Here is a 21717-nt window from a genome sequence, read left to right on the forward strand (position 1 = left end):
CAAGCCTGGAACGCCAAGGATTGCCCGGGAAGGCGCAAAGCGCATCCCCGTTTATTCTACAGTCGGCAAAGCCGACACTTTGGAAGATCATCCCGTCCGTTCCGAAGGAGCGGTCCAAGGGCGCAGTAATACGTCGCTGTCGCGACGCCTTGCGCCGGGTGGTCGAACACCGGCCGCCTTCCGGGTGAACAGGATGCCTGTTTTTCTCCGGAGACCGCTTCGCCTTGGCCATCACGCATTTCACACCCCGGCTCATCGGACGCAGCGCAGGCCGCAGTGCTGTCCTGTCGGCTGCGTACCGTCACTGTGCCCGGATGACCTGCGAGATCGAGGCGCGTACGGTCGATTATTCCAACAAGGGCAATCTTGCCCATGAGGAGTTCCTGCTTCCACCGGGTGCGCCGGAATGGGCGAGGGCGCTGATCGCCGACCGGTCGGTTGCCGGAGCGGCAGAAGCCTTCTGGAACCGCGTCGAAGCTTTCGAGAAACGGGAGGATGCCCAGTTCGCCAAGGAGTTCATCATCGCTCTGCCGGTGGAGCTGTCCAGAGACGGGAACGTTGCGCTGATGCGCCAGTTTGTGTTCGGGCAGGTCCTGTCCCGCGGACAGGTTGCCGACTGGGTCTATCATGACGAGCCGGGCAATCCCCACGTCCACCTGATGACGACATTGAGACCTCTGGACGAGACCGGCTTTGGCGCAAAGAAGATTGCCGTGACCGGCGATGATGGTCAGCCAGTGCGCACGAGGCGCGGCAAGATCCGCTATCAGCTTTGGGCAGGCGGGAAGGGTGAGTTTCTGGAGCAGCGCAACCGCTGGCTTGATCTCCAGAACGAGCATCTGGCCCTGCGCGGTTTCGAGTTGCGTGTCGACGGGCGTTCCTATGCCGAACGTGGCATTGACCTTGTTCCAACCACTCATATCGGCGTCGGAGCCAGGGCAATCCAGCGCAAGGCCGCGCAACAGGGATGGCAGCCATCGCTCGAAAGGATTGATCTTCACAATGCCCGAAGGCAGGAAAACGCCGCCCGGATCATGAAACGGCCGCAGATCGTTCTCGATCTTCTTTCCGGTGAAAGGAGTGTCTTTGACGAGCGGGACATCGCAAAAGTCCTGCACCGCTATATCGACGATGCAGACACGTTCCGCAAAGTCATGGCGGCCATTCTTGACAGCCGGGAATTGCTCCGCATCGATCGCGATGCTGTCGATCTTGCGACCGGAGAGCGTATCCGTGCCCGCTATACGACGCGCCAGCTGATCCGGCTTGAAGCCGGGATGGCGAAGCGCTCCATGTGGCTTTATGAACAAGACAGCCATGGTGTGAAGAAGCAGGTTCTCCAAGCGGCATTCGCACGCCATCAACACCTCTCGGCCGAACAGAGAACGGCGATCGGACATGTGACGGGCAATGCCCGGATCGCCGCTGTGGTCGGTCGCGCCGGTGCCGGCAAGACCACGATGATGAAAGCGGCCCGCGAAGTCTGGGAAGCGGCCGGTTACCGCGTCGTCGGTGGCGCGCTCGCCGGCAAGGCGGCCGAGGGACTTGAGAAGGAAGCAGGCATCCGGAGCCGGACACTGGCTTCATGGGAACTGCGCTGGCGCGAGGGCCGGGACACGCTTGATGAAAGAAGCGTCTTCGTCCTCGACGAGGCTGGCATGGTGGCGTCGAAACAGATGACCATCTTGCTTGAAGCGGTGGTGCGCTCCGGTGCCAGGTTCGTGCTCGTCGGCGATCCCGAACAGCTCCAGCCGATCGAAGCCGGTGCACCGTTCAGGGCCATCGTCAACCGCATTGGTTATGCCGAACTCGAGACGATCTATCGCCAGCGTGAGGACTGGATGCGCACAGCCTCGCTCGCTCTTGCCCGGGGTCGTGTGGCCGAAGCGGTCCAGACCTATGAAGACAGGGGGCGCGTCATCGGCGAAAGTCTTAAAACCGGTGCCGTGACACGGCTCGTCGCCGACTGGAACGACGAGTACGATCCGGCGAAAACCACCCTGATCCTGGCACACCTTCGCCGCGATGTGCGAAAGCTGAACGAGCTGGCGCGCGACAGGCTGGTCGAACGCGGTATCGTCGGACAAGGACACGCTTTCGCCACCGCGGACGGTATGCGTCACTTCGATACCGGCGACCAGATCGTCTTCCTGAAGAACGACAGTATACTCGGTGTCAGGAACGGCATGATCGCCCGTGTTGTCGAGGCTGCACCCGGCTGCCTCGTCGCCGGGATCGCAAACGGCGACGGGCGCCGGCAGGTCAGGGTCGAACAGCGTCTTTACAACAATGTCGACCATGGCTACGCGACGACGATCCACAAGTCTCAAGGGTTGACCGTCGACCGCGTGAAGGTACTCGCCTCGCTCTCGCTTGACCGTCATCTGACCTATGTTGCAATGACCCGCCACCGCGAGGACATGGCACTTTATTACGGCAGCCGTTCCTTTGCAAAAGCTGGCGGGCCGGTGCCCGTCATGTCGCGGCGCGCCGCGAAGGAAACGACGCTCGATTACGAACACAATGAACTCTACCGGCAGGCGCTTCGTTTCGCAGACAATCGCGGCCTGCAGATTGCCCGCGTTGCCCGCACGCTGCTTCGGGATCGCCTCGAATGGACCATACGCCAGAAACGCAGGCTGACCGGCATCGCCCGGCGTCTGCGCAGTGTCGGCGAACGGCTCGGCCTTGCTGAACTGCGCAAAACCCGGACCGGAAAGGAGATCGAACCCATGGTTGCCGGCATTCCTCTCGACCGGGCTGCACTGGAAGAGACCGTGCAGCAGAAACTTCTGGCCGACCCTGCCGTCAAAAAACAATGGGACGATGTTTCCGACCGCTTCCGGTATGTCTTCGCCGATCCCGAAACCGCTTTCCGGGCCATGGATTTCAACGCCATCCTCACCGACCGGCGGATCGCAAGGCAGACGCTTGAGCGTCTGCTCGCTGCCCCCGCATCCATCGCAGCGCCCGCCGGCAGGACGGGCATGTTCGCCTCGAGCGTCGACAGGCAGGCGCGCCGTGTCGCCGAGGTCAATGTCCCGGCGCTCGGGCGCAGCATTGAACGTTATCTGGATCTGCGTCAGGCGGCGCAGGAGCGGATAAGAAAAGAAGAACAGGCGCTGCACAATCGCGTCTCGATCGACATTCCGGCACTCTCGCCGGCGGCACACCTTGTGCTGGAGCAGGTCCGCGACGCCATCGACCGCAACGATGTGGCGGGCGCCATCGGCTATTCTGTCAGCAACCGCGAGATCAAGGCCGAGATCGACGCGCTCGCCAAGGCAGTGGCGGAACGGTTCGGGGAGCGTACCCTGCTCATGAATGCAGCGCGCCATGCTTCCGGCAGCATCTTCGACAAGGCGGCGCAGGGCCTCGGTCCGCTCGAGCGCGGGAAGCTTGCAAAGGCATGGCCGCTCATGCGCACCGTGCAGCAACTCGCCGCTCACGAACGCACCGCAGAGACCCTCAGGCAGACCGAGAGCCTGCATTTGTCGCAGCGGCAGCATCCGGTACTCAAGCAATGAAGCGAAGACGCAACATCGCCATCAGCATCGCAATCGCCGCCCTCTGCCCGCCGGTGCAACGAAAGACGCCATGCTTGTCGCTGCAAAAGGCCAGCGGCTTGCCCCATTGCTGCAGATAAGCCTTCGTCGCATGCAGATAGTCGAACGTATTCTCCGATCCGGCAAACTGCAGATGCAGGAGCTTTCCGATGGCGTCATCGATCTGCACGAGTTCACCAAAGCAGTCACGCCGGTCGCGTGGCTGAAAGACCCGCTTCTTGCGTTCGCGACGCGAGACCCAGATACCGGCCTCGGTCATCCATTGCCTCAGCGTTTCCTTGGCCACCGAGATCCGGTGCAGCTCGATCAGCTTCTCACGCGCCAGCGTCGGACCGAAATCCAGATAGCGTTCGCGGATCAGATCCAGCGCCGCATTGCGAAACTCCTCGCTGGGACGCCGATTGCTCGGCCGTGATCGCTTCTTTGAAACGAGCCCGGCTGGACCATCCCGGTCATAGGCCTGCAGCAACCGATGGACCTGACTTCGACTAAGGTCGAGCAAATCGGCGGCCTGGACGACGCTCAGGCGTTCGTCACGGATCTTCTGGATGACTTCGAGGCAATGCAACTCTTTCTGCTACATGGTGATCAAACAGGACATGACGACTCCGACCCCTCATGGTCTTGACCAAGCTGAGGATCGTTATCCTTGCTCCCAACGTTGGCTTTGACCAGTGCGTCGAGAGGCGAGACTGTCGCATCTCTAACTGGCCAACTGTCGCATTTGAAAATAGAATGTGCCCGGCTACACCTAAAAGTGGGGTAAGAATAGTTATGGAACCAGATTATCCCTTTATTATAACCCATGCATCACAGTCGGGATAATTTTTGATTTATCAGAGTGTTAAAATGAAATTTATACGGTATTATCCCTAATCGGCATGATGGAGATTGAGATAGGGATAATATGAGCAAATTCATTGAACTATCATCAGAACAAATTCGTCAGCATGTCGATACAGCCCAAGCTTATGAAGTCTACCGGGCAAGTGCTAAGGAATATGATTTACGATTCTCTGGCTCCATGTCATGGAAAACAAGCACAAACGGCAAGCCTTATCTGTACAAGAAAGTCAGAGGTATCTGGAAATCTCTTGGTCCCAGATCACCTGAAACAGAACTGATCTACAATCAATTTCATTCGGGCCGTGATAGCTCAAAAGATCGTGTGTCAAAACTTGCACAACGCCTTGACCAACTTGCTCCCGTTAACCGCGCAATGGCGCTTGGCCGCGTCCCGCTTTTGACTGGACGCATTATCCGTGCGCTCGATAAACTTGGATTGATCGGAACCGCTGTCGATGTGGTCGGTACAAACGCATTATTTGTCTACGAGCGCTTGGCTGCCGTGCACATCAGCAGCGGTCTATTGTCGACGCAGGATGTCGATCTGTTGATGGATTCGCGATTTAGCTTACGGCTGATAGCCAAGGACTTTTCCAATAAAGGGCTTATTGGCCTGTTACAGAAAATCGATCATTCATTTCGGCCCTTGGCCAAGAACGGATATCGCGCAGCCAATCGCGATGGCTTTCTGGTGGATCTTATTAAACCCACTCCGAAGAATATTCTTTCGTCCAGTGAGAAATCCCGCTTCAGTACTGACGCAGAAGACTTGCAGGCCATAGAAATCGAAGGGCTATCATGGCTGGTCAATAGCCCGAAGACCTCGGTTACCGTCATAGACGAACGAGGCTACCCGCTTAGTTTTTCCTGCCCGGACCCACGAGCGTTCGCACTGCATAAATTATGGCTTTCTCGTAGAGTCGACCGGGATTCAGCCAAACGTTTGCGGGATGAACAGCAGGCCCGTGTTGTTGCAGAGCTTATCAGGAAGCGCCTTGCCAACCTTTCATTCCTATCCACTGAGCTACAGGCATTACCGCTTGGCTTGCGTCAACTGGCTTCGGAGTTCTATGCAGTCAACGAGAATGAACCGTCGAGCCTTACTCCAAACTGGTAGAGCAAGAAAAAGCGCCGGCATGACCGGCGCTTTAATGACTTAATTGTACGCCCGCATAGGTGGGCAGGAGCAGACCAAATTGCGGTCGCCAGCGACATTGTCAATGCGGGAAACCGGTGGCCAATATTTCAACAGGTCTTCTGATTCACCGCCCGGCAAGCTTGCCACCTTTCGGCTATACGGATGCGACCAGTCATCAGCCAAAACATCTCCTGATGGGTGTGGTGCATTAACGAGTGGATTATCGTTCCTCGGCCACTCACCATTGGCAACCTTTGCAGCCTCACCCGCAATTGAAATCATTGCATCACAGAAACGGTCGATTTCGCGCTTCGATTCTGACTCCGTCGGCTCAACCATCAACGTACCTGCAATCGGCCAAGACATGGTTGGAGCGTGAAAACCATAATCTATCAAGCGCTTGGCGATATCCTCGACACCAATCCCGGCACTTTCCTTGAGCACTCGGGTATCAAGAATGCACTCATGCGCAACACGATCATTACGACCCTTGAACAGAACCGGATAATAGTCCTTCAACCGCTCAGCAATGTAGTTGGCATTGAGGATCGCCATCTCGGTTGCACGTTTCAAACCTGCTCCACCCATCATGCGGATATACATCCATGTGATCGGCAAAATTGATGCACTACCGAACGGTGCAGCTGAAACTGCTTTGCCAGTGCCATTGGCAACATGACCAGGCAGGAATGGAGCCAGATGCTTCTTGACGCCAATTGGTCCAACACCCGGTCCACCGCCGCCATGCGGAATGCAGAATGTCTTGTGCAAATTCATGTGGCAAACATCCGCGCCGATATCGCCGGGACGAGCAAGACCGACCAGAGCATTGAGATTAGCACCATCAAAATAGACCTGACCGCCATGTTCATGAACAACGGTACAAATATCCTTGACGCCTTCCTCGAAAACGCCATGTGTCGAAGGGTAGGTGATCATTAATGCGGCCAGATTGGCACTGTGCAACTCGGCCTTGGCTTTCAAATCATCAAGATCAATATCGCCAGCCTCTTCGCAAGCAACGACAACAACCCGCATCCCGGCCATATGTGCGCTGGCAGGATTGGTACCATGTGCAGATTCCGGAATGAGACAGACATCACGGTGATCATCGCCGCGATCCAGATGATAGCGACGGATAGCCAGAAGTCCGGCATATTCGCCTTGGCTACCAGCGTTTGGCTGAAGTGACACGGCATCGAAACCCGTGATTTCCGAAAGCCACGCTTCCAGATCGTCAGTCAGCGACTTATAGCCCAGTGCGTGATCCTTTGGAGCGAAGGGGTGCACGTTGGCCACACTCTGCCAGCTTACGGGAAGCATTTCCGCTGCTGCGTTGAGCTTCATGGTGCATGAGCCGAGTGGGATCATCGCGCGGTCAAGTGCCAGATCTTTATCGGCTAGCCGACGAAGAAACCGCATCATCTCAGTTTCTGAACGTTGCTGATGGAAGACAGCCTGCGTCATGAAACCTTCTTCCGATCGCGAGCTTGGAAGTCTTGAACCCGGATCATTCGACAATTTTGCGCCAAACAGTGCGGCAAGGGCAACTAGATCATCATCAGTTGTCGTTTCATCAACGGTGATCCCGAGCAAATCCCCATCCATGCGGCGGAGCAGGCGCTCACCCTTTTCAGCTTCAGCTGCAATGGACGCCGCCTTGCCGGGAGCATTAACCGTGAGGGTGTCAAAGAACTTAGCGCCACTTAATTTAAGTCCTGCAGTTTCAAGCGCTGCCGCCAATCGTGTGGCTTTGGCGTGAACCTGGCTGGCAATTGCTTGCAGTCCCTGTGGCCCGTGCCAGATAGCGTAGGAAACCGCCATATTCGCGAGCAATGCTTGAGCGGTACAGATATTCGATGTGGCCTTGTCACGGCGGATATGCTGCTCGCGCGTCTGCAGTGCCAAGCGGTATCCCGCCCTGCCCTTGCTGTCGACGGACTGACCGACGAGGCGGCCAGGAATGAGCCGGGTCAGATTCTCGCTTACTGCGAGATAGGCTGCATGCGGACCACCATAACCGACAGGGACCCCAAAACGCTGCATAGAGCCAGCGGCGATATCCGCACCCAACGATGCAGGTGATGCTGTAATCGTCAAAGCCAGTGGGTCGGCAATTGCAACAACCAGCGCGCCTGCTGCCTTGGCAGCCTTGATAGCCGCAGAATGGTCCCCATAAACACCATAAGTATCCGGCCAAGGCACAATGACGGCTGCAACTGTCGAATCGATTTCACCGCCATTTACACTCATACCGAGCGGCTCCGCGCGGGTCCTGACAACATCCAGAATTTGCGGGTGCACATCACCGGCAAGCACGATGCGCGTGCGTTTTTCGCGGTGATGGCGATAGGCGATCCCCACAGCTTCCGCAACGGCCGTTGCTTCATCAAGTAACGAAGCCGACGCTACAGGCAATCCAGTCAGCTCGGTCACCAGCGTCTGGAAATGAAACAGCAACTCCAGACGGCCTTGGCTGATTTCGGACTGATAGGGCGTATAGGCTGTATACCAAGCCGGATTCTCGAATAGATTGCGTTGGATTACCGCTGGAACATTGGTGCCGTGATAACCCTGACCGATAAAGCTTTTAAAGGTCTTGTTCTGGCCCATCTTGGTTGCAAGTTCGGCCAACGCTTCGGCTTCATTGACAGCTTCCGGGATATTAAGCGGCTTTTCGAGCCGGATCGACTTCGGTACAGCCTGTGAGATCAGTGTATCAAGCGAAGGAATCCCCAGCGCAGCAAGCATGGCGCGTGAACCTTGTACGCTTGGACCGATATGCCGCTCGGTGAACGGAAATATACTTTTATTCATGATGCTCAGCCAATAATTGCTTTGTAGCCGGCTTCGTCGAGCAAACCGGTCAGTTGTTCAGTGTTGGAAAGTTTCATTTTCCACAGCCAGCCATCGCTTGTCGCAGCAGAGTTGATCAACGCCGGATCGCTCGCAGTTGCATCGTTAACTTCCGTCACTTCGCCATCCAATGGTGCATAGACGTCGGAAGCTGCCTTTACGGACTCAACAACAACTGCTGCATCACCCTTGGAAAGACTAGTGCCGATGTCTGGCAACTGAACGAAAACGAGATCGCCAAGCTGGTCTTGCGCATGATCGGTAATACCGACAGTTGCGATATCGCCTTCAACGCGTACCCATTCATGATCTTCGGTAAAATATGTAGTTGCCATCTGAATTATCCTTTGTGGTATCGATGTGGCGTGAAGGGAAGTGAATGGATATGGACGGGAATGCGATTACCCCGCACCTCCGCGAAAACCGGTGTTGAAGCTGCAAGGGCATCCTTGGTGACGTAGCCCATTGCAACCGGATGACCGGCCGACGGCCCAAATCCACCAGATGTAACCAAGCCAATATTTTTGCCATCAGCATCAACGAGAACCGTATCGGATCGAACAGGCTGGCGGCCGTCAGGCTTCAAACCCACACGTTTGCGCAGACTGCCTGAAGCGATTTTCTCCAGCAGTGACTTGGCACCGATAAACGCCGCCTTCTCGCGCACCGGCTTGCTGATAGCCCAAGTCAGACCGGCATCAACAGGGTCAAAGTCGGGGGTGATATCATGGCCGTGCAGGCACAAACCAGCTTCCAGCCGCAAGCTGTCGCGCGCGGCAAGACCCACCCACGCTACTCTTTCATCTGTGAAAAGCTTGCTTACAAGCTCACGGGCATCAGCCGCCGGCAGTCCGATTTCAAATCCATCTTCACCCGTGTAACCGGACCGGCTCATGAACCAGCCCGGCTTCGGCTCGAAGCCATGCATGAAAGCGAGTTCCGTACCTACAATACCGGCCGTATGTAAAACGCCTGCCGCCTGCGGCCCCTGAATAGCCAGAAATACACGGTCCAGTGCATCAATCTTGGTATCGAAATCCTTGGCAACATTGCGTAGATGCGCCTCGTCAGCCGTCGCATTGCCTGCATTGGCGACAACCATGAAATGCTCGGCACCCAAACGGGTCACGATCAGATCGTCCAGTATTCCTGCCTGTTCATTGAGGAAGAATGTATATTTGGACTGGCCGGTCTGCAGCGTCTCTGCATCCAGTGGACAAGCGCGGGATAAAAGCGCAGCAGCGCCCGACCCGGACACATCAAACAGCTGCATGTGAGAAATGTCGAAGAGCCCAGCATGCTCTCGCGCGTGCAGATGTTCTTTCATCACCCCCAGCGGATAGGTGATTGGCATCGACCATCCGGCAAAACCGCCAAAGCGCGCGCCTGCGGCCTTATGCAGATCATCAAGTGCCAGTGATTTCAGTTGTTCTTCTTGATTGCCCATTAGTACTCCAGAGTCGCGCAAAGACCTCCGCCATAGCGACGGAATGTTTCTTTGCCCCTCTGTCGGAAGCCTGAGAGACTCGCACAGTCTTTGAACCGTTGGTCCGGACTGAACTTACACCTTCGGCGCGAGGTTTCCCCCGACTTTCCAGAGTTGCCTTACCTGTTTGCGGTTCCTGATACCTGAGAGATTTCGGGCGATTTCCCCTTCGGTGGCTCTGCACATTGCTGCACAGGACACTCTCCCGCAAACTGATAGGGCCTTTTGATTCTTCAATCCCAAGGCCCTCGACAAGGCCGGACCATAGCTCAGCACAACGACCGTGTCATCCGCCCAAATTGTAAATCTGGCGCTTAATGAACAAAATTTGTCGAAGTGGGGATATATGCCGCACGCTTGAGTGCCATTACGCCAAGAGCCTGCCCCCTGCCCTTCAAAGCATGGGTGCCAAGAAATTCGGGTTCAATACCGTTTGAAAACTCCATGCGTTTGGCCAAATCACTCGAAATCAACACGGGTGCATCGAGTGTACGGCATAGGCTTTCCAAGCGCGCTGTCGTGTTCACCGTGTCGCCGAAGTAGGTAATTTTATGATGATCGACACCAATTTCCGCCGTGATAATTGGCCCGCCATGTAGTGCAGCGCGAAGCTGTGGAACACGGCCAAATTCCTTGATCCACCTGTCCCGGTCTGCCTCAATAGAATCCAGAATAGCGAAAACGCATTCGACACTGTTACTATTTCTGACACCACGCCTCATTGGCCAGGTAATGATGGCAGCATCGCCAATATAATCGTCAATCGTGCCCAAGTATCTACGCACCGGTTCTGCGAATGCAGCGAACAACGTGCTCAAGAATTGTTGGGCACGGAGGTCTCCAAATTCCTGCGCAAATGACGTAGATCCTACGAGATCAATAAAAAGGAACACGCGCTCCTCTTCTATAGGTTTGCGGTAACGTCCGGTGAGTAGACTTGAAAATACATCACGGCCCAATAATTCTCGCACACGCGCGACAAAGCTTACGACCAGCGAAACACCCAGCGCCGAGAACATTGCGCTGGCCGGTAGAATGGCGATTTCGTGCCATGACTCGTAAGTCTGATAACCGAGCCAACCCAATAGGATGCGGCACAAAGCAGAACCAACATACATCAGTATGTATGTAACGATCAGCATGGCGATCAGATAGAGCGGAGTCGAGAGCGCAGCCATTCTGGCATAAAGCCGGGGAAACAAGGCGCCGCGCTCAAGTGCGATGATGGGGACACACGTAAAAAGTGCAAACACTGAACCTACAATGGATGGTTCACCATAAAAAGCCCAACTAAAAAAAGCGCCGCTTATGGAAACGGCGCATAAAATGAATATCCAAAAACCTATGGAGTATTTATTCATGGCCGGATGCGCCGCGGCAGCAAAATATGGCTCGGCTTTATAATCATGCAACCTCCGGATCATCTTCTGCCCATATGTAGAACCTTTTGGCCTTCGTCCAAGGTGAGTTGAGTAATTTATTTCGGACACTCTTGACGTGCTTTAAATCACGTATCATATGTTGTTACATGAAACGAAACAGCCGCCTTTCTTCTGTTCTACACGTCATCCTCCACATGGCGGAGCGTGCCTCACCAATGACATCGGAGGAGCTTGCGGTACACATGCATACAAATCCTGTCGTGGTTCGCCGAACAATGGCTGGATTGCGCGATGCCGGTTTTGTGCAATCGGAAAAGGGCTACGGTGGTGGGTGGGTTATAGCGCGTGACTTGGGAACATTGACCCTACGCGACATCTACAACGCACTTGGTTCACCAGAATTTTTCGCTCTCGGCAATCGCACTGAGAATCCCGCTTGCCTAGTCGAACAGTCCGTCAATCACGCACTCGACAGCGCATTTCATGAGGCCGAAACACTGATAATCGAGCGCCTCGGCAAAGTCTCACTCGCAGATCTTGCAGCAGATTTCCATCGTCGCTTCGACGCATATAAAAAGGAGAAGATATCCCATGACTTATGATGCCATCGTCGTTGGGGGTAGCTACTCTGGTCTTTCGGCTGCCCTGCAGATTGCTCGTGCCAGGCGCAAAGTTCTTGTGGTTGATGCCGGTGAACGCCGTAACCGTTTTGCTGAATCCTCCCATGGTTTTCTTACGCAGGATGGTAGTCAGGCAGCACAAATTGCAACTCTCGGGCGTGAGCAACTCCTGGCCTACCCGAATGTCACCTGGATCGATGAACGAGCGGAAAATGTTCTGGGTTCCCTTGACGCCTTTACCATTGCCACATCATCGGGAACGAGCTTTGAAGGCCGGCGTCTTATATTGGCAACTGGTGTTACAGATATTTTGCCGACGGTTCCGGGACTGCGGGAACGGTGGGGCAAGAGTGTGTTCCATTGCCCATATTGCCATGGATACGAAACCGATGGCGGGAATATCGGTGTACTCGCAACGGGGTCCCTTTCAACCCACCAAGCTATGATGCTGCCGGACTGGGGCAGAACCACTTTTTTCGTAAACAACATGTTCGAACCGGATGACGATCAACTCAATGCTTTAGCGGAACGTGGTGTCCAGATCGAGTATACTCCGGTCAAGGCAATCTCTGGCGAAAGGGTCGAGCCCGTCGTCGAACTTTCTGATGGACGTGATATGCTTTTTTCCGGACTATTCACGCTTTCACGTACCGCCGTTACAGGCCCCCTTCCCCACCAATTGGGATGCGACTTGGAGGATGGGCTGCTTGGTACATTTATCCGAACGGAAGCGAGTAAAATGACCTCCGTTCCGGGAGTCTACGCCTGTGGTGATACTGCCTTGATGGCCGGATCTGTTTCCTTTGCAGTCGGCGATGGCGTTAAGGCCGGAGTATCAGCACATCAATCACTGATATTTTCCGGCCTACCCCACTAGGACAATTGCCGAGCTTCTGTCCTCCGGGCTTGTCTGTACGACACAATCACCAGCGCACCGATGAATATTCCGGTCATCAGAAGCACGATAGTTGGTGCCGGCGCGCTGTCGATGAAGAACGCGAAATAAGTACCGAAAAAAGAGGCAAGTACAGCAATCACGACAGAGACAATAAGCATTTTGCTGAATGTGCGTGTAAGCAGAAAAGCAATCGCTCCCGGCGCTATAAGCATGGCAATAGCCAATATGATGCCAACAGCTTTCAATGCACCGACAATCGTCAGGGAGATCAGGCAAAGCAGGCCATAGTGCAGGAGCCTTACCCGCAAACCGACTGCTCGCGCTTGTACAGAGTCAAATGCGTGAAGAAGAAAATCCCGCCATTTGAAGATCACGACTCCGGTAGTGAGCGCGGCAATGAGCGCCGTTTGTATAATGTCATTCAAGCCGATACCAAGCATATCGCCGAATAATATGTGGTCGAGATGCACGTCAGACTGGATCTTCACGTAGAGCACCAGTCCGAGACCAAACATACCTGAAAACACGACACCCATAATGGTATCTTGTTTGATGCGACTGTTCTCTTTCAGAAACCCCGTCGCGACTGCGCAAAACATGCCCGCTACAAATGCCCCAACTGCATAGGGCAGTCCGACAATGTAGGCGATAACAACACCCGGGAAAACCGCGTGTGAAATGGCATCTCCCATGAGAGACCACCCTTTGAGTACCATGAAACAAGATAGCAGAGCCGTTGGAATTGCTACCAGCACAGAGATAATCAGGGCATTGACCATGAATTCGAACTGGAACGGTGAAAGCAGGATTGCAATGAGGCTCATGATGGCACCTGCTGGACATTGGCGGCACGCCACCGCGCAGCTATCAGGCCATGTTTTGGTGCGAACACAAACGCTGAAAGAAAGATCAATGTTTGCAACACGACGATGATGCCACCCGTCGCCCCATCCAGAAAATAGCTGATATAAGCGCCGGTAAAACTTGTCAGTGCGCCAATGGTAACAGCAATGATCAACAAGCGCGGGAACCGGTCAGTCAAAAGATAAGCGGTCGCGCCTGGAGTAACCACCATGCAGATAACAAGAAATGCCCCAACAGTCTGCAATGCGGCCACGGTTGACGCCGATAGAAGCGTAAAAAACATGATCTTCAGCGCCGTGGGGTTAAGACCGATGGAGCGCGCATGGCTTTCGTCGAAGAAGACAACCATGAGGTCTTTCCATTTTACCAACAGGATCGCCAGTGAAACAAAGCCGATTATGGCAAGCTGAAGCGTGTCTTCCGGGGTGATGGCAAGAATGTTGCCCAGAACGATAGTTTGGATATTCACCGAGGTGGGGGATAACGAAACCATAAAAAGCCCGAGGCCAAAGAAGGAGGAGAAAATCAAACCAATAATGGCATCTTCCTTGAGTTTGGTTCGCTGGTTGAGAAACAGCATGGCGACTGCAGCTAGTCCGCCTGAAAAGAACGCGCCAATGGAAAATGGGAGGCCCAACATATAGGCCCCTGCGACACCCGGCACGATGGAGTGCGAAAGCGCATCCCCGATAAGCGACCAGCCTTTTAACATGAGATAGGCGGACAGGAAGGCACAGACACCACCAACCAGCGCCGAAACCCACATGGCATTGACCATGTATTGATAGGAGAATGGTTCGAGCAGCAGCGTCATCTACGATCTTCCTTTACTTTTGGCAGTTACGGTCTTTTCGTAGAGGACGAAGGGGCGCTCATCATCGGTAATTACGCCGACGGCACGCCCTTCGCCAGCCTTTGGCGCATCAAAGTTGAAGTGGCGCAGCACACCACCGAAGGTTCGTTCAAGATTTGCCTGCGTGAAGGTCTCGGTCGTTGGACCATAAGCGAGCACAGTGCGATTGAGCAGAACCGTACGATCACAGAACTCCGGAACACTGCCGAGATTATGCGTCGATACCAAGATGACGCGTCCTTCATCGCGCAATGCGCGCAGCAATGTAATAATCGACTCTTCCGTTTTCACGTCCACGCCTGTGAATGGTTCGTCCAGCAGAATGACGCGCCCGTCTTGTGCGAGTGCACGGGCTAGGAACACCCGCTTTTTCTGACCGCCTGAAAGCTCACCAATCTGGCGTTGACGAAACTCAGTCATCCCTACACGAGCGAGCGCATCCGATACCGCCTGCCTGTCAGCAGCCTTTGCAATACGCATCATGCCCATGTGACCGTAACGACCCATCGTTACGACATCTTCCACGAGAACGGGGAAATTCCAGTCGATATCCTCACTCTGAGGAACATAGGCGATCAGGTTCTTTTTCAATGCTTCATTGACCGACTGACGCAACACCGAGATCGTTCCTTGAGATGCGCGGACAAAACCCATGATCACCTTGAAAAGCGTCGACTTTCCAGAGCCGTTGACACCTACCAGCGCTGTAATCGTGCCGGTAGGAATTTCAAATGTCGCATCATGCAGCGCCGTGTGACCGTTGCGATAGGTTACCGTCGCGCCTTTTACTGAAATGCCTCCACCCGCGTCGGAAGACACGGGAGCAGGTCTGTTGAGAGACTGAAAGTGCTGGGCGTTCATTGGGTGATACCTTTGGCAAGGCCTTCCGCAACTCTGCTCGACGTTACCCGCAAGAGGTCAATATAGGTCGGGACTTCGCCATCGGTATCGGTGAGCGAATCTACATAAAGTACACCGCCATAGCTTGCCCCGGTCTCCCGCGCGACCTGCTTAGCAGGATCGGCAGAGATCGTGCTTTCCGAGAAGACAACTCCGATCTTATTCGCGCGAACCGCGTCAATCACTTTGCGCACTTGTTGCGGTGTTCCCTGCTGATCCGCATTGATCGGCCAAAGGTAAAGCTCTTTCAAATTGAAATCCCGAGCCAGATAAGAAAATGCGCCTTCGCTCGATACAAGCCAGCGCTTCTCAACGGGAATAGTTGCAAGCTCGGCTTTGATCGGATCAATTGCTGCTTTGATCTTCGACTTGTAGGCCTCGGCATTTGCCTTGTAGATTTCTGCGTTAGCCGGGTCATATTTCACGAAAGCATTGCGAATGTTGTCTACGTAGATCAATGCCGCGGTCGGAGACATCCACGCATGGGGGTTTGGTTTGCCGGTATACGGGCCCTCAGCAATGCCCATCGGCGCTACACCCTCGGAAACAACGATCCCCGGAACATCCTTCAAGTTGGCGAAGAACTTCTCAAACCAGAGTTCAAGATTAAGCCCATTCCACAAAACAAGCTGAGCGCCTTGCGCCTTCTGTATATCCCCAGGTGTCGGCTGATAATTGTGAATTTCTGCGCCGGGTTTAGTAATTGACTCAACAATTGCAGCATCGCCGGCAACATTGCGTGCTATGTCAGCGATAACTGTAAATGTTGTGACAGCCTTGAATTTATCCTGTGCAGATGCGGGAATGATTGCCAAAACCATTCCAAGTATAGCACCTGTCATTCCGGCCAATACAGACCGCCTCACCCCATTCCGCATAATTTCTCCTTTTTGCAATTGAGTTGCAACTGCATCTCTAGGCGAGATTTTGTACTATTGCAAGTGCAAATGATTTGCAGAAAGAAATGGCAGTATCTGTCAGGAATGACGTATGCGTCCAGTGCGGCGCTTTGACAGAAAACAGATGCATTGGTATCAGTTTCGCTTTCTCGCCGCCGCTGATTCCTGTTGACGTTTAGCCAATTGAAGGACTGTGACGATGCCCGATACAGCCGCGTCATCGAAAGGCGCCTTACCCCTGGCAATCGAGGCACGAGATCTTGCCAAGCATTTTGGTGACGTTCGGGCCGTCGATGGCATTGACCTCGACGTGCCCCGCGGCATGATTTTTGGCATCCTCGGCCCGAACGGAGCTGGCAAGACCACTCTGCTGCGCATGCTCGCGACACTACTCCCTCCTGATGCAGGATCAGCAAAGGTACTGGGATTTGACTTGTTAAAGTCGCCTCACGAAGTGCGTGGATCAATTGCCATGACCGGGCAGTTTGCATCGCTTGATGAAGATCTGACTGGGCGCGAGAATCTTATTCTACTGGCCCGCTTATGGGGCTTTCGCGGACAAGACGCAAAGAACCGCGTGGACGACCTGCTGACTGCATTCGATTTGGCAGATGCCGCAACTAAACAGGTCAAAGACTATTCTGGGGGTATGCGGCGGCGGCTGGACATCGCAGCATCACTTGTGGTGACACCGGGTGTTCTTTTCCTGGATGAACCAACAACGGGCCTTGATCCCATGGCGCGCAAAAGCGTGTGGCGTATGATCCGCTCCCTTTCCGAAGCGGGCGTCACCATCCTTTTGACTACTCAGTACTTGGAAGAGGCCGACCAACTCGCCGCTCGCATCGCTGTGATTGATCACGGCAAAAAGATTGCGGAGGGCACCAGCAGAGAACTGAAGGCCGCAACCGGCTCCGGTTTCCTGCATCTGACACTGGTTGATGCTGCTCACATTGGTGAAGCTGAGGGCGTGCTTGAGGAAATAACCGGCAACAAACCGCAACGCAGTTCAGAGGGCGCAGCCCTGTCCCTCATGGTTGATACACCGCAAAATGCCAATCGTGCTCTTGCTGCTTTAATCGAGGCAAATATCGAACTTGCTGATTTTTCTATGGGCGCTCCCAGCCTTGATGAAGTGTTCTTTGCATTGACCGGCCAGATTACCGAGCCGCAGAGTGCGGAAGGAGATGCGTGATGGATGATACCAATCCGACAATTTCCCTTATTCACGCAGCCCGCCCTCCCCAGCCATCTGCACTGTCCAATGCGCTGGTATTCGGTTGGCGCGCTGTCTTGAAGTTCAAGCATATCCCTGAGCAACTCTTCGATCTGGTCATGACACCGATCATGTTCACCTTGCTGTTCACCTTTGTTTTCGGCGGAGCGCTTTCAGGGTCAACAGCGGCCTATCTGCAGTATTTTCTGCCGGGCATTCTGGTGCAAACAGTGGTGTTCAACTCAATGTATTCAGGAATGGGTTTGAGTACTGATCTTGGCAAAGGCCTGTTCGACAGATTCCGTTCCTTGCCGATCTGGTCTCTCTCACCTTTTGCAGGACTAATGGTGGGCGACATATTGCGTCACCTCATAGCGTCACTGCTTATCCTGATAATCGGGATTGTCCTCGGCTACAGACCAGAGGCAGGTATTATCGGCATTCTTGAAGCGCTGCTGCTGCTGCTCATCATTGGCTTCGGTTTCGGCTGGATATTCCTCATTCTGGGGCTGGTTATGCGCACGCCCAATACAGTGATGACAATGGCCTTTACAGGCATCATGCCTCTGGTGTTCGCATCGAATATAATGGTGGATCCTGCAACGATGCCAAGCATGCTAAGAGCGTTTGTCGAGGTTAATCCCGTTTCGCTCACGACAACGGCGATGCGTGGCCTGATGGCTGGAAACATAACAGGAGTTCAACTCGGTGCAGCGCTGATTGCGCCAGTGTTATTAACGATCACACTGGCGCCGCTAACGCTTTGGCTCTATCGCCGCCGTAAATAAAGCGGCTATAGAGCAGTCCCTGACAGGTTTTTACTCGCCGTAAGGCACCCAGATATTCTTTACCTGTACAGCGCGGCGCAAATATTCTTTGCCTTGTGTGCGATTTCCAAGCCAGTCGCGCTGACGGCCATTGCTGACCCATGTCGTCTTCAGGTTACCACACGAAGCCCGCTCGACCATGGCACTGCCCTCCTTGGAACCGACATACCAGATCGCATCAACTTCATCATGCTCCGCCAAGGTTTTGGCAAGGACATCACGTTCCCCAGTAATGATATTGACCACACCGCCGGGTACATCGGATGTGTCCAGCACCTGATAGAGACTCGTTGCAAGTAAAGGGTGCCGTGTCGATGGAACTGTCACCACACGATTACCCATCGCAATGGCAGGAAGCACCAGCGAAACAAAGGACAGGAGCGGGTTTTCATCCGGGCAGAGAATGCCGACGATACCGAAAGGCTCGTTCATCGCCAGCGTCACATGACGCGACTTGGTCGCATGTACGGCACCATCATACTTATCGGCCTGCGCAGCGTAATAGAATATACGACGCAGCGTTGCGTCGACCTCCTCTGCCGCAGCCTTTGTCGAAACACCTGTGCTTTCAACTAGCAGCGCTTCAAACTCTGCACGACGTGCATCGAGGTTTTCACCGAGATAATATAGGACCTGGGCACGGTTGTGTGCAGTCGCGCCACCCCATCCACCGGCTTTGGCTGCCGCTTCAACCGCATTGCGGATGTCTTTGCGGTTGCCGATACCAGCCTGGCCAATTACTTGTCCACCCTTGCCCATCACGGAATAGGAATAACCACCATCCGGGCGTGCCTGCTTACCGCCAACATAATTTTTGGCTGTGCGGTCAATTGAACCGTTCGCCACGACCTTTGCGTCACCGTCAGGAGCAGCAGAGAGCTTCAGGGGCTGTTCGACTTTGGCCAATGGCAGGCGCTTTTCCCAATCTGCAGCCAGATATTCGTAGAGGCCTTCACGTCCGCCTTCCCTACCGAAACCGGATTCGCGATAGCCGCCAAAGCCCGCGCCAGCATCAAGAAGATTGGTCGAATTGATCCAGACAACACCGGCTTTTACGCGTGCAGCCATATCAAGTGCCAGATTGATATTTTCTGACCAGATCGACGCTGCGAGGCCATATTTCGTATTGTTGGCCAGAGCGATTGCCTCATCCGGCGTACGGAACGTGGTCGCGGTCGCGACTGGGCCGAATATTTCTATCTCGCAAACAGTCGACGCCGGATCAACATCGGTAAAGAAGCCCGGAGCAAAGAAATTACCCTTGGTAGGGAGTGTCACGGGAGCTTGCCAAAGAGTGCCGCCTTCAGTCTTACCCTGTTCAACCAGCGAGGTAACGCGCTTCAACTGACCTGCTGAAACCAGCGCACCAATATCCATTGTCTTGTCCAGTGGATCGCCGACCCGCAAGGTTTCCATGCGTTTGCGCAGCTTGTTGTAGAAGCGCTCGGCAATACCTTCCTGCACAAGGATACGCGAACCCGCGCAACATACTTCACCCTGATTGAACCAGATCGCGTCGACAACCCCCTCAACCGCGCCATCAATATCCGCATCTTCGAAGACAATAAAAGGCGATTTACCACCAAGCTCCAGAGAAAGTTTCTTTTCCGAACCCGCAATCTGTTCACGAATGATACGTCCAACCTCGGTCGAGCCGGTGAAAGCGACCTTATCGACATCTTTGTGTCCGCAAATCGCTGCCCCTGTTTTACCATCGCCATGGACGATATTGACGACGCCTGCAGGCAAGCCGACCTCATGGCAGACTTCGGCAAAGGCAATGGCCGTTAGAGGCGTCAATTCAGCAGGCTTCAGGACAACAGTATTACCGGCGGCGAGTGCCGGAGCGATCTTCCATGCCAACATAAGCAGCGGGAAGTTCCATGGGATCACCTGTCCACAGACGCCCACCGGTGAATAACCTTCGAATTCAGTCTCCACCATCTCAGCCCAACCGGCATGATGATAGAAGTGACGGGCAACGAGTGGTATGTCTATGTCCCGTGTCTCGCGGATCGGCTTGCCATTATCCATTGTCTCAAGCACTGAGAAAAAACGCTCGCGCTTCTGGATGTGCCGCGCAATCGCATAGAGATATTTAGCGCGTTCATGTCCCGACAGTACGGACCATTTGCCGAATGCCGTACGTGCGGCTTTCACCGCCGCATCGACATCAGCCGCGTTGCCATGGACAACTTTGCCGAGTACAGAGCCGTTGGCAGGATTGCTCACGGTAATGAGTTCACGTCCTTCAACACCGGTGAACTTACCATTGATGAAATGGCCGAAACCTTGGCTGTTGGCATCGAGCCAAACTTGAACGTCAGTGTTGCTTTCAGGTGCCGGGCCATATTCCATGGTGCGAAGAATATCCTTGATCTGTCCCATGTTCGTTTCCTTAAGCGAGCGCGTGGCGCGAAGACGCGGCATAGCGACCGGTCACATAATGTTCGAGCTGCCGTTCGATATCGCCAAGCATCGAACTTGCCCCAAGGCGGAAAAGATCCGGCTGCAACCAGGGAAGCCCGAGTTCCTCCTTCATCAGGATCAGCCAATTCATGGCATCCTTGGCAGTTTTCATCCCGCCCGCCGGCTTGAAGCCAACAATCTGACCGGAATATTCGCCGAAATCACGTAAAGCCCGCAGCATGACAAGGCTAACCGGCAATGTCGCATTGACCTCTTCCTTGCCGGTTGATGTCTTGATGAAGTCAGCCCCGGCCTGCATCGCGACCATCGAAGCACGATAGACATTGCGTAGCGTGTTAAGATCACCCGTAGCAAGAATTGCTTTGAGGTGAGCATCTCCCGACGCCTCCCGCATCTGAACGATTTCGTCGTAAAGCTCGGACCAGTTCTGCGTCAAAACCTGCTCTCGGTTGATGACAATATCAATTTCCTTGGCACCTTCGCCAACTGCATACTTAATTTCCGCAAGGCGCTGAGGCAATGGCGTCAACCCAGCTGGGAAGCCTGTTGCAACCGAAGCTACCGGGATGCTGGTTCCCTGCAAAGCCTTGACCGCATGTCTCACCATAGTTGGATAAACGCAGACGGCACCCGTTGTTATATTAGCATCTGCCAGACCAAGCGCCGCGAGAATATCCGCACGAACGGGGCGCTTGGCTTTCGCACAAAGCCGCTGAACCCGTCCAGCCGTATCATCACCGGCAAGCGTCGTCAGGTCGATGCAGGTGATTGCCTTCACAAGCCAAGCCGCCTGATACTCTTTCTTTACAGTCCGGCGTGTTGTCAGAGTGGCGGCACGACGCTCCGTTGCAGAACGATTGACGGCAATGTCCTCGAACCATTCGGGTTTCAGCTCAGTGCCGGTGTTGCGCGCATGAGCTTTCTGCACTGCCAGGT

General features: G+C 54.4%; 16 protein-coding genes, 1 pseudogene and 1 riboswitch. Of the genes and pseudogenes, 6 read left to right on the forward strand and 11 right to left on the reverse strand.

Going from position 1 to position 21717, the window contains the following annotated elements:
• Positions 1 to 224: 224 nt before the first annotated feature.
• Positions 225 to 3527: a Ti-type conjugative transfer relaxase TraA gene (gene traA, locus ABKW30_RS28480; RefSeq protein WP_348602343.1), complete on the forward strand. Its 3303-nt coding sequence runs from the start codon at positions 225 to 227 to the stop codon at positions 3525 to 3527.
• A 52-nt stretch (positions 3528 to 3579) separates the two neighbouring features.
• On the opposite strand, the pseudogene ABKW30_RS28485 reads toward traA, so the two are convergent.
• Positions 3580 to 4134: pseudogene (locus tag ABKW30_RS28485) on the reverse strand (helix-turn-helix domain-containing protein); the annotation flags it as partial.
• A 339-nt stretch (positions 4135 to 4473) separates the two neighbouring features.
• On the opposite strand from ABKW30_RS28485, the gene ABKW30_RS28490 reads away from it, so the two are divergent.
• Positions 4474 to 5529, forward strand: coding sequence for a nucleotidyltransferase domain-containing protein (locus ABKW30_RS28490; RefSeq protein WP_348602344.1), 1056 nt, complete (start codon positions 4474 to 4476; stop codon positions 5527 to 5529).
• A gap of 39 nt (positions 5530 to 5568) precedes the next feature.
• On the opposite strand, the gene gcvP is transcribed toward ABKW30_RS28490, so the two are convergent.
• The 4 genes from gcvP to ABKW30_RS28510 all read right to left on the reverse strand — a co-directional run bounded on the left by gcvP (position 5569) and on the right by ABKW30_RS28510 (position 11253).
• Positions 5569 to 8370, reverse strand: coding sequence for an aminomethyl-transferring glycine dehydrogenase (gene gcvP, locus ABKW30_RS28495; protein WP_348602366.1), 2802 nt, complete (start codon positions 8368 to 8370; stop codon positions 5569 to 5571).
• A 2-nt stretch (positions 8371 to 8372) separates the two neighbouring features.
• The gene (gene gcvH / locus ABKW30_RS28500; protein ID WP_348602345.1) at positions 8373 to 8741 is read right to left on the reverse strand and encodes a glycine cleavage system protein GcvH; all 369 of its coding nucleotides are present in this window, start codon (positions 8739 to 8741) and stop codon (positions 8373 to 8375) included.
• A 5-nt stretch (positions 8742 to 8746) separates the two neighbouring features.
• On the reverse strand, positions 8747 to 9853 hold the full coding sequence (gcvT, locus tag ABKW30_RS28505; protein ID WP_348602346.1) for a glycine cleavage system aminomethyltransferase GcvT: 1107 nt from the start codon (positions 9851 to 9853) through the stop codon (positions 8747 to 8749).
• A gap of 159 nt (positions 9854 to 10012) precedes the next feature.
• Positions 10013 to 10110: riboswitch (glycine riboswitch) on the reverse strand.
• 96 nt (positions 10111 to 10206) lie between these two features.
• Complete coding sequence (locus ABKW30_RS28510; protein ID WP_348602347.1) at positions 10207 to 11253, reverse strand: adenylate/guanylate cyclase domain-containing protein; 1047 nt, start codon at positions 11251 to 11253, stop codon at positions 10207 to 10209.
• Between the two features lie 167 nt (positions 11254 to 11420).
• On the opposite strand from ABKW30_RS28510, the gene ABKW30_RS28515 reads away from it, so the two are divergent.
• Positions 11421 to 11876: an Rrf2 family transcriptional regulator gene (locus tag ABKW30_RS28515; RefSeq protein ID WP_348602348.1), complete on the forward strand. Its 456-nt coding sequence runs from the start codon at positions 11421 to 11423 to the stop codon at positions 11874 to 11876.
• Positions 11866 to 12771 (forward strand): NAD(P)/FAD-dependent oxidoreductase, encoded by a 906-nt coding sequence (locus ABKW30_RS28520; protein WP_348602349.1) that lies wholly within the window; start codon positions 11866 to 11868, stop codon positions 12769 to 12771. Before ABKW30_RS28515 ends, ABKW30_RS28520 begins: the two co-directional genes overlap by 11 nt.
• Here the strand turns inward: ABKW30_RS28520 and ABKW30_RS28525 are convergent.
• Genes ABKW30_RS28525 through ABKW30_RS28540 form a run of 4 tightly spaced genes read right to left on the reverse strand, consistent with a single transcriptional unit; the run spans position 12768 to position 16287 of the window.
• Positions 12768 to 13616 (reverse strand): metal ABC transporter permease, encoded by an 849-nt coding sequence (locus ABKW30_RS28525; RefSeq protein WP_348602350.1) that lies wholly within the window; start codon positions 13614 to 13616, stop codon positions 12768 to 12770. The two genes, ABKW30_RS28520 and ABKW30_RS28525, sit on opposite strands and share 4 nt — an antisense overlap.
• Entirely contained in the window at positions 13613 to 14470 is an 858-nt protein-coding gene (gene sitC, locus ABKW30_RS28530; RefSeq protein ID WP_348602351.1) for an iron/manganese ABC transporter permease subunit SitC, read from the reverse strand. Before sitC ends, ABKW30_RS28525 begins: the two co-directional genes overlap by 4 nt.
• Positions 14471 to 15370, reverse strand: coding sequence for a manganese/iron ABC transporter ATP-binding protein (locus ABKW30_RS28535; protein ID WP_348602352.1), 900 nt, complete (start codon positions 15368 to 15370; stop codon positions 14471 to 14473).
• On the reverse strand, positions 15367 to 16287 hold the full coding sequence (locus ABKW30_RS28540) for a metal ABC transporter substrate-binding protein (RefSeq protein ID WP_348602353.1): 921 nt from the start codon (positions 16285 to 16287) through the stop codon (positions 15367 to 15369). The genes ABKW30_RS28535 and ABKW30_RS28540 overlap by 4 nt, the downstream gene beginning before the upstream one ends.
• Positions 16288 to 16507: 220 nt before the next feature.
• On the opposite strand from ABKW30_RS28540, the gene ABKW30_RS28545 reads away from it, so the two are divergent.
• Positions 16508 to 17503 carry an ATP-binding cassette domain-containing protein gene (locus ABKW30_RS28545; protein WP_348602354.1) on the forward strand — a complete coding sequence of 332 codons (996 nt, stop codon included), beginning with the start codon at positions 16508 to 16510 and terminating at the stop codon, positions 17501 to 17503.
• The gene (locus tag ABKW30_RS28550) at positions 17503 to 18312 is read left to right on the forward strand and encodes an ABC transporter permease (protein WP_348602355.1); all 810 of its coding nucleotides are present in this window, start codon (positions 17503 to 17505) and stop codon (positions 18310 to 18312) included. The genes ABKW30_RS28545 and ABKW30_RS28550 overlap by 1 nt, the downstream gene beginning before the upstream one ends.
• 30 nt (positions 18313 to 18342) lie before the next feature.
• Here ABKW30_RS28550 and ABKW30_RS28555 read toward each other — a convergent pair whose 3' ends face one another.
• Complete coding sequence (locus ABKW30_RS28555; protein WP_348602356.1) at positions 18343 to 20739, reverse strand: aldehyde dehydrogenase family protein; 2397 nt, start codon at positions 20737 to 20739, stop codon at positions 18343 to 18345.
• Positions 20740 to 20749: 10 nt separating this feature from the next.
• Entirely contained in the window at positions 20750 to 21709 is a 960-nt protein-coding gene (gene deoC, locus ABKW30_RS28560) for a deoxyribose-phosphate aldolase (RefSeq protein ID WP_348602367.1), read from the reverse strand.
• Positions 21710 to 21717: the final 8 nt, after the last annotated feature.

Origin of the sequence: Phyllobacterium sp. SB3, assembly GCF_040009165.1 — a bacterium.
Taxonomy (GTDB): Bacteria; Pseudomonadota; Alphaproteobacteria; order Rhizobiales; family Rhizobiaceae; genus Phyllobacterium.

What these genes read in the sequence shown, in the direction of transcription:
- ABKW30_RS28490 (WP_348602344.1), top strand. Translation starts at nt 4,474, where the DNA reads ATGAGCAAATTCATTGAACTATCATCAGAACAAATTCGTCAGCATGTC.
- gcvH (WP_348602345.1), bottom strand. Translation starts at nt 8,741, where the DNA reads ATGGCAACTACATATTTTACCGAAGATCATGAATGGGTACGCGTTGAA.
- gcvT (WP_348602346.1), bottom strand. Translation starts at nt 9,853, where the DNA reads ATGGGCAATCAAGAAGAACAACTGAAATCACTGGCACTTGATGATCTG.
- ABKW30_RS28510 (WP_348602347.1), bottom strand. Translation starts at nt 11,253, where the DNA reads ATGAATAAATACTCCATAGGTTTTTGGATATTCATTTTATGCGCCGTT.
- ABKW30_RS28515 (WP_348602348.1), top strand. Translation starts at nt 11,421, where the DNA reads ATGAAACGAAACAGCCGCCTTTCTTCTGTTCTACACGTCATCCTCCAC.
- ABKW30_RS28520 (WP_348602349.1), top strand. Translation starts at nt 11,866, where the DNA reads ATGACTTATGATGCCATCGTCGTTGGGGGTAGCTACTCTGGTCTTTCG.
- ABKW30_RS28525 (WP_348602350.1), bottom strand. Translation starts at nt 13,616, where the DNA reads ATGAGCCTCATTGCAATCCTGCTTTCACCGTTCCAGTTCGAATTCATG.
- sitC (WP_348602351.1), bottom strand. Translation starts at nt 14,470, where the DNA reads ATGACGCTGCTGCTCGAACCATTCTCCTATCAATACATGGTCAATGCC.
- ABKW30_RS28535 (WP_348602352.1), bottom strand. Translation starts at nt 15,370, where the DNA reads ATGAACGCCCAGCACTTTCAGTCTCTCAACAGACCTGCTCCCGTGTCT.
- ABKW30_RS28540 (WP_348602353.1), bottom strand. Translation starts at nt 16,287, where the DNA reads ATGCGGAATGGGGTGAGGCGGTCTGTATTGGCCGGAATGACAGGTGCT.
- ABKW30_RS28545 (WP_348602354.1), top strand. Translation starts at nt 16,508, where the DNA reads ATGCCCGATACAGCCGCGTCATCGAAAGGCGCCTTACCCCTGGCAATC.
- ABKW30_RS28550 (WP_348602355.1), top strand. Translation starts at nt 17,503, where the DNA reads ATGGATGATACCAATCCGACAATTTCCCTTATTCACGCAGCCCGCCCT.
- ABKW30_RS28555 (WP_348602356.1), bottom strand. Translation starts at nt 20,739, where the DNA reads ATGGGACAGATCAAGGATATTCTTCGCACCATGGAATATGGCCCGGCA.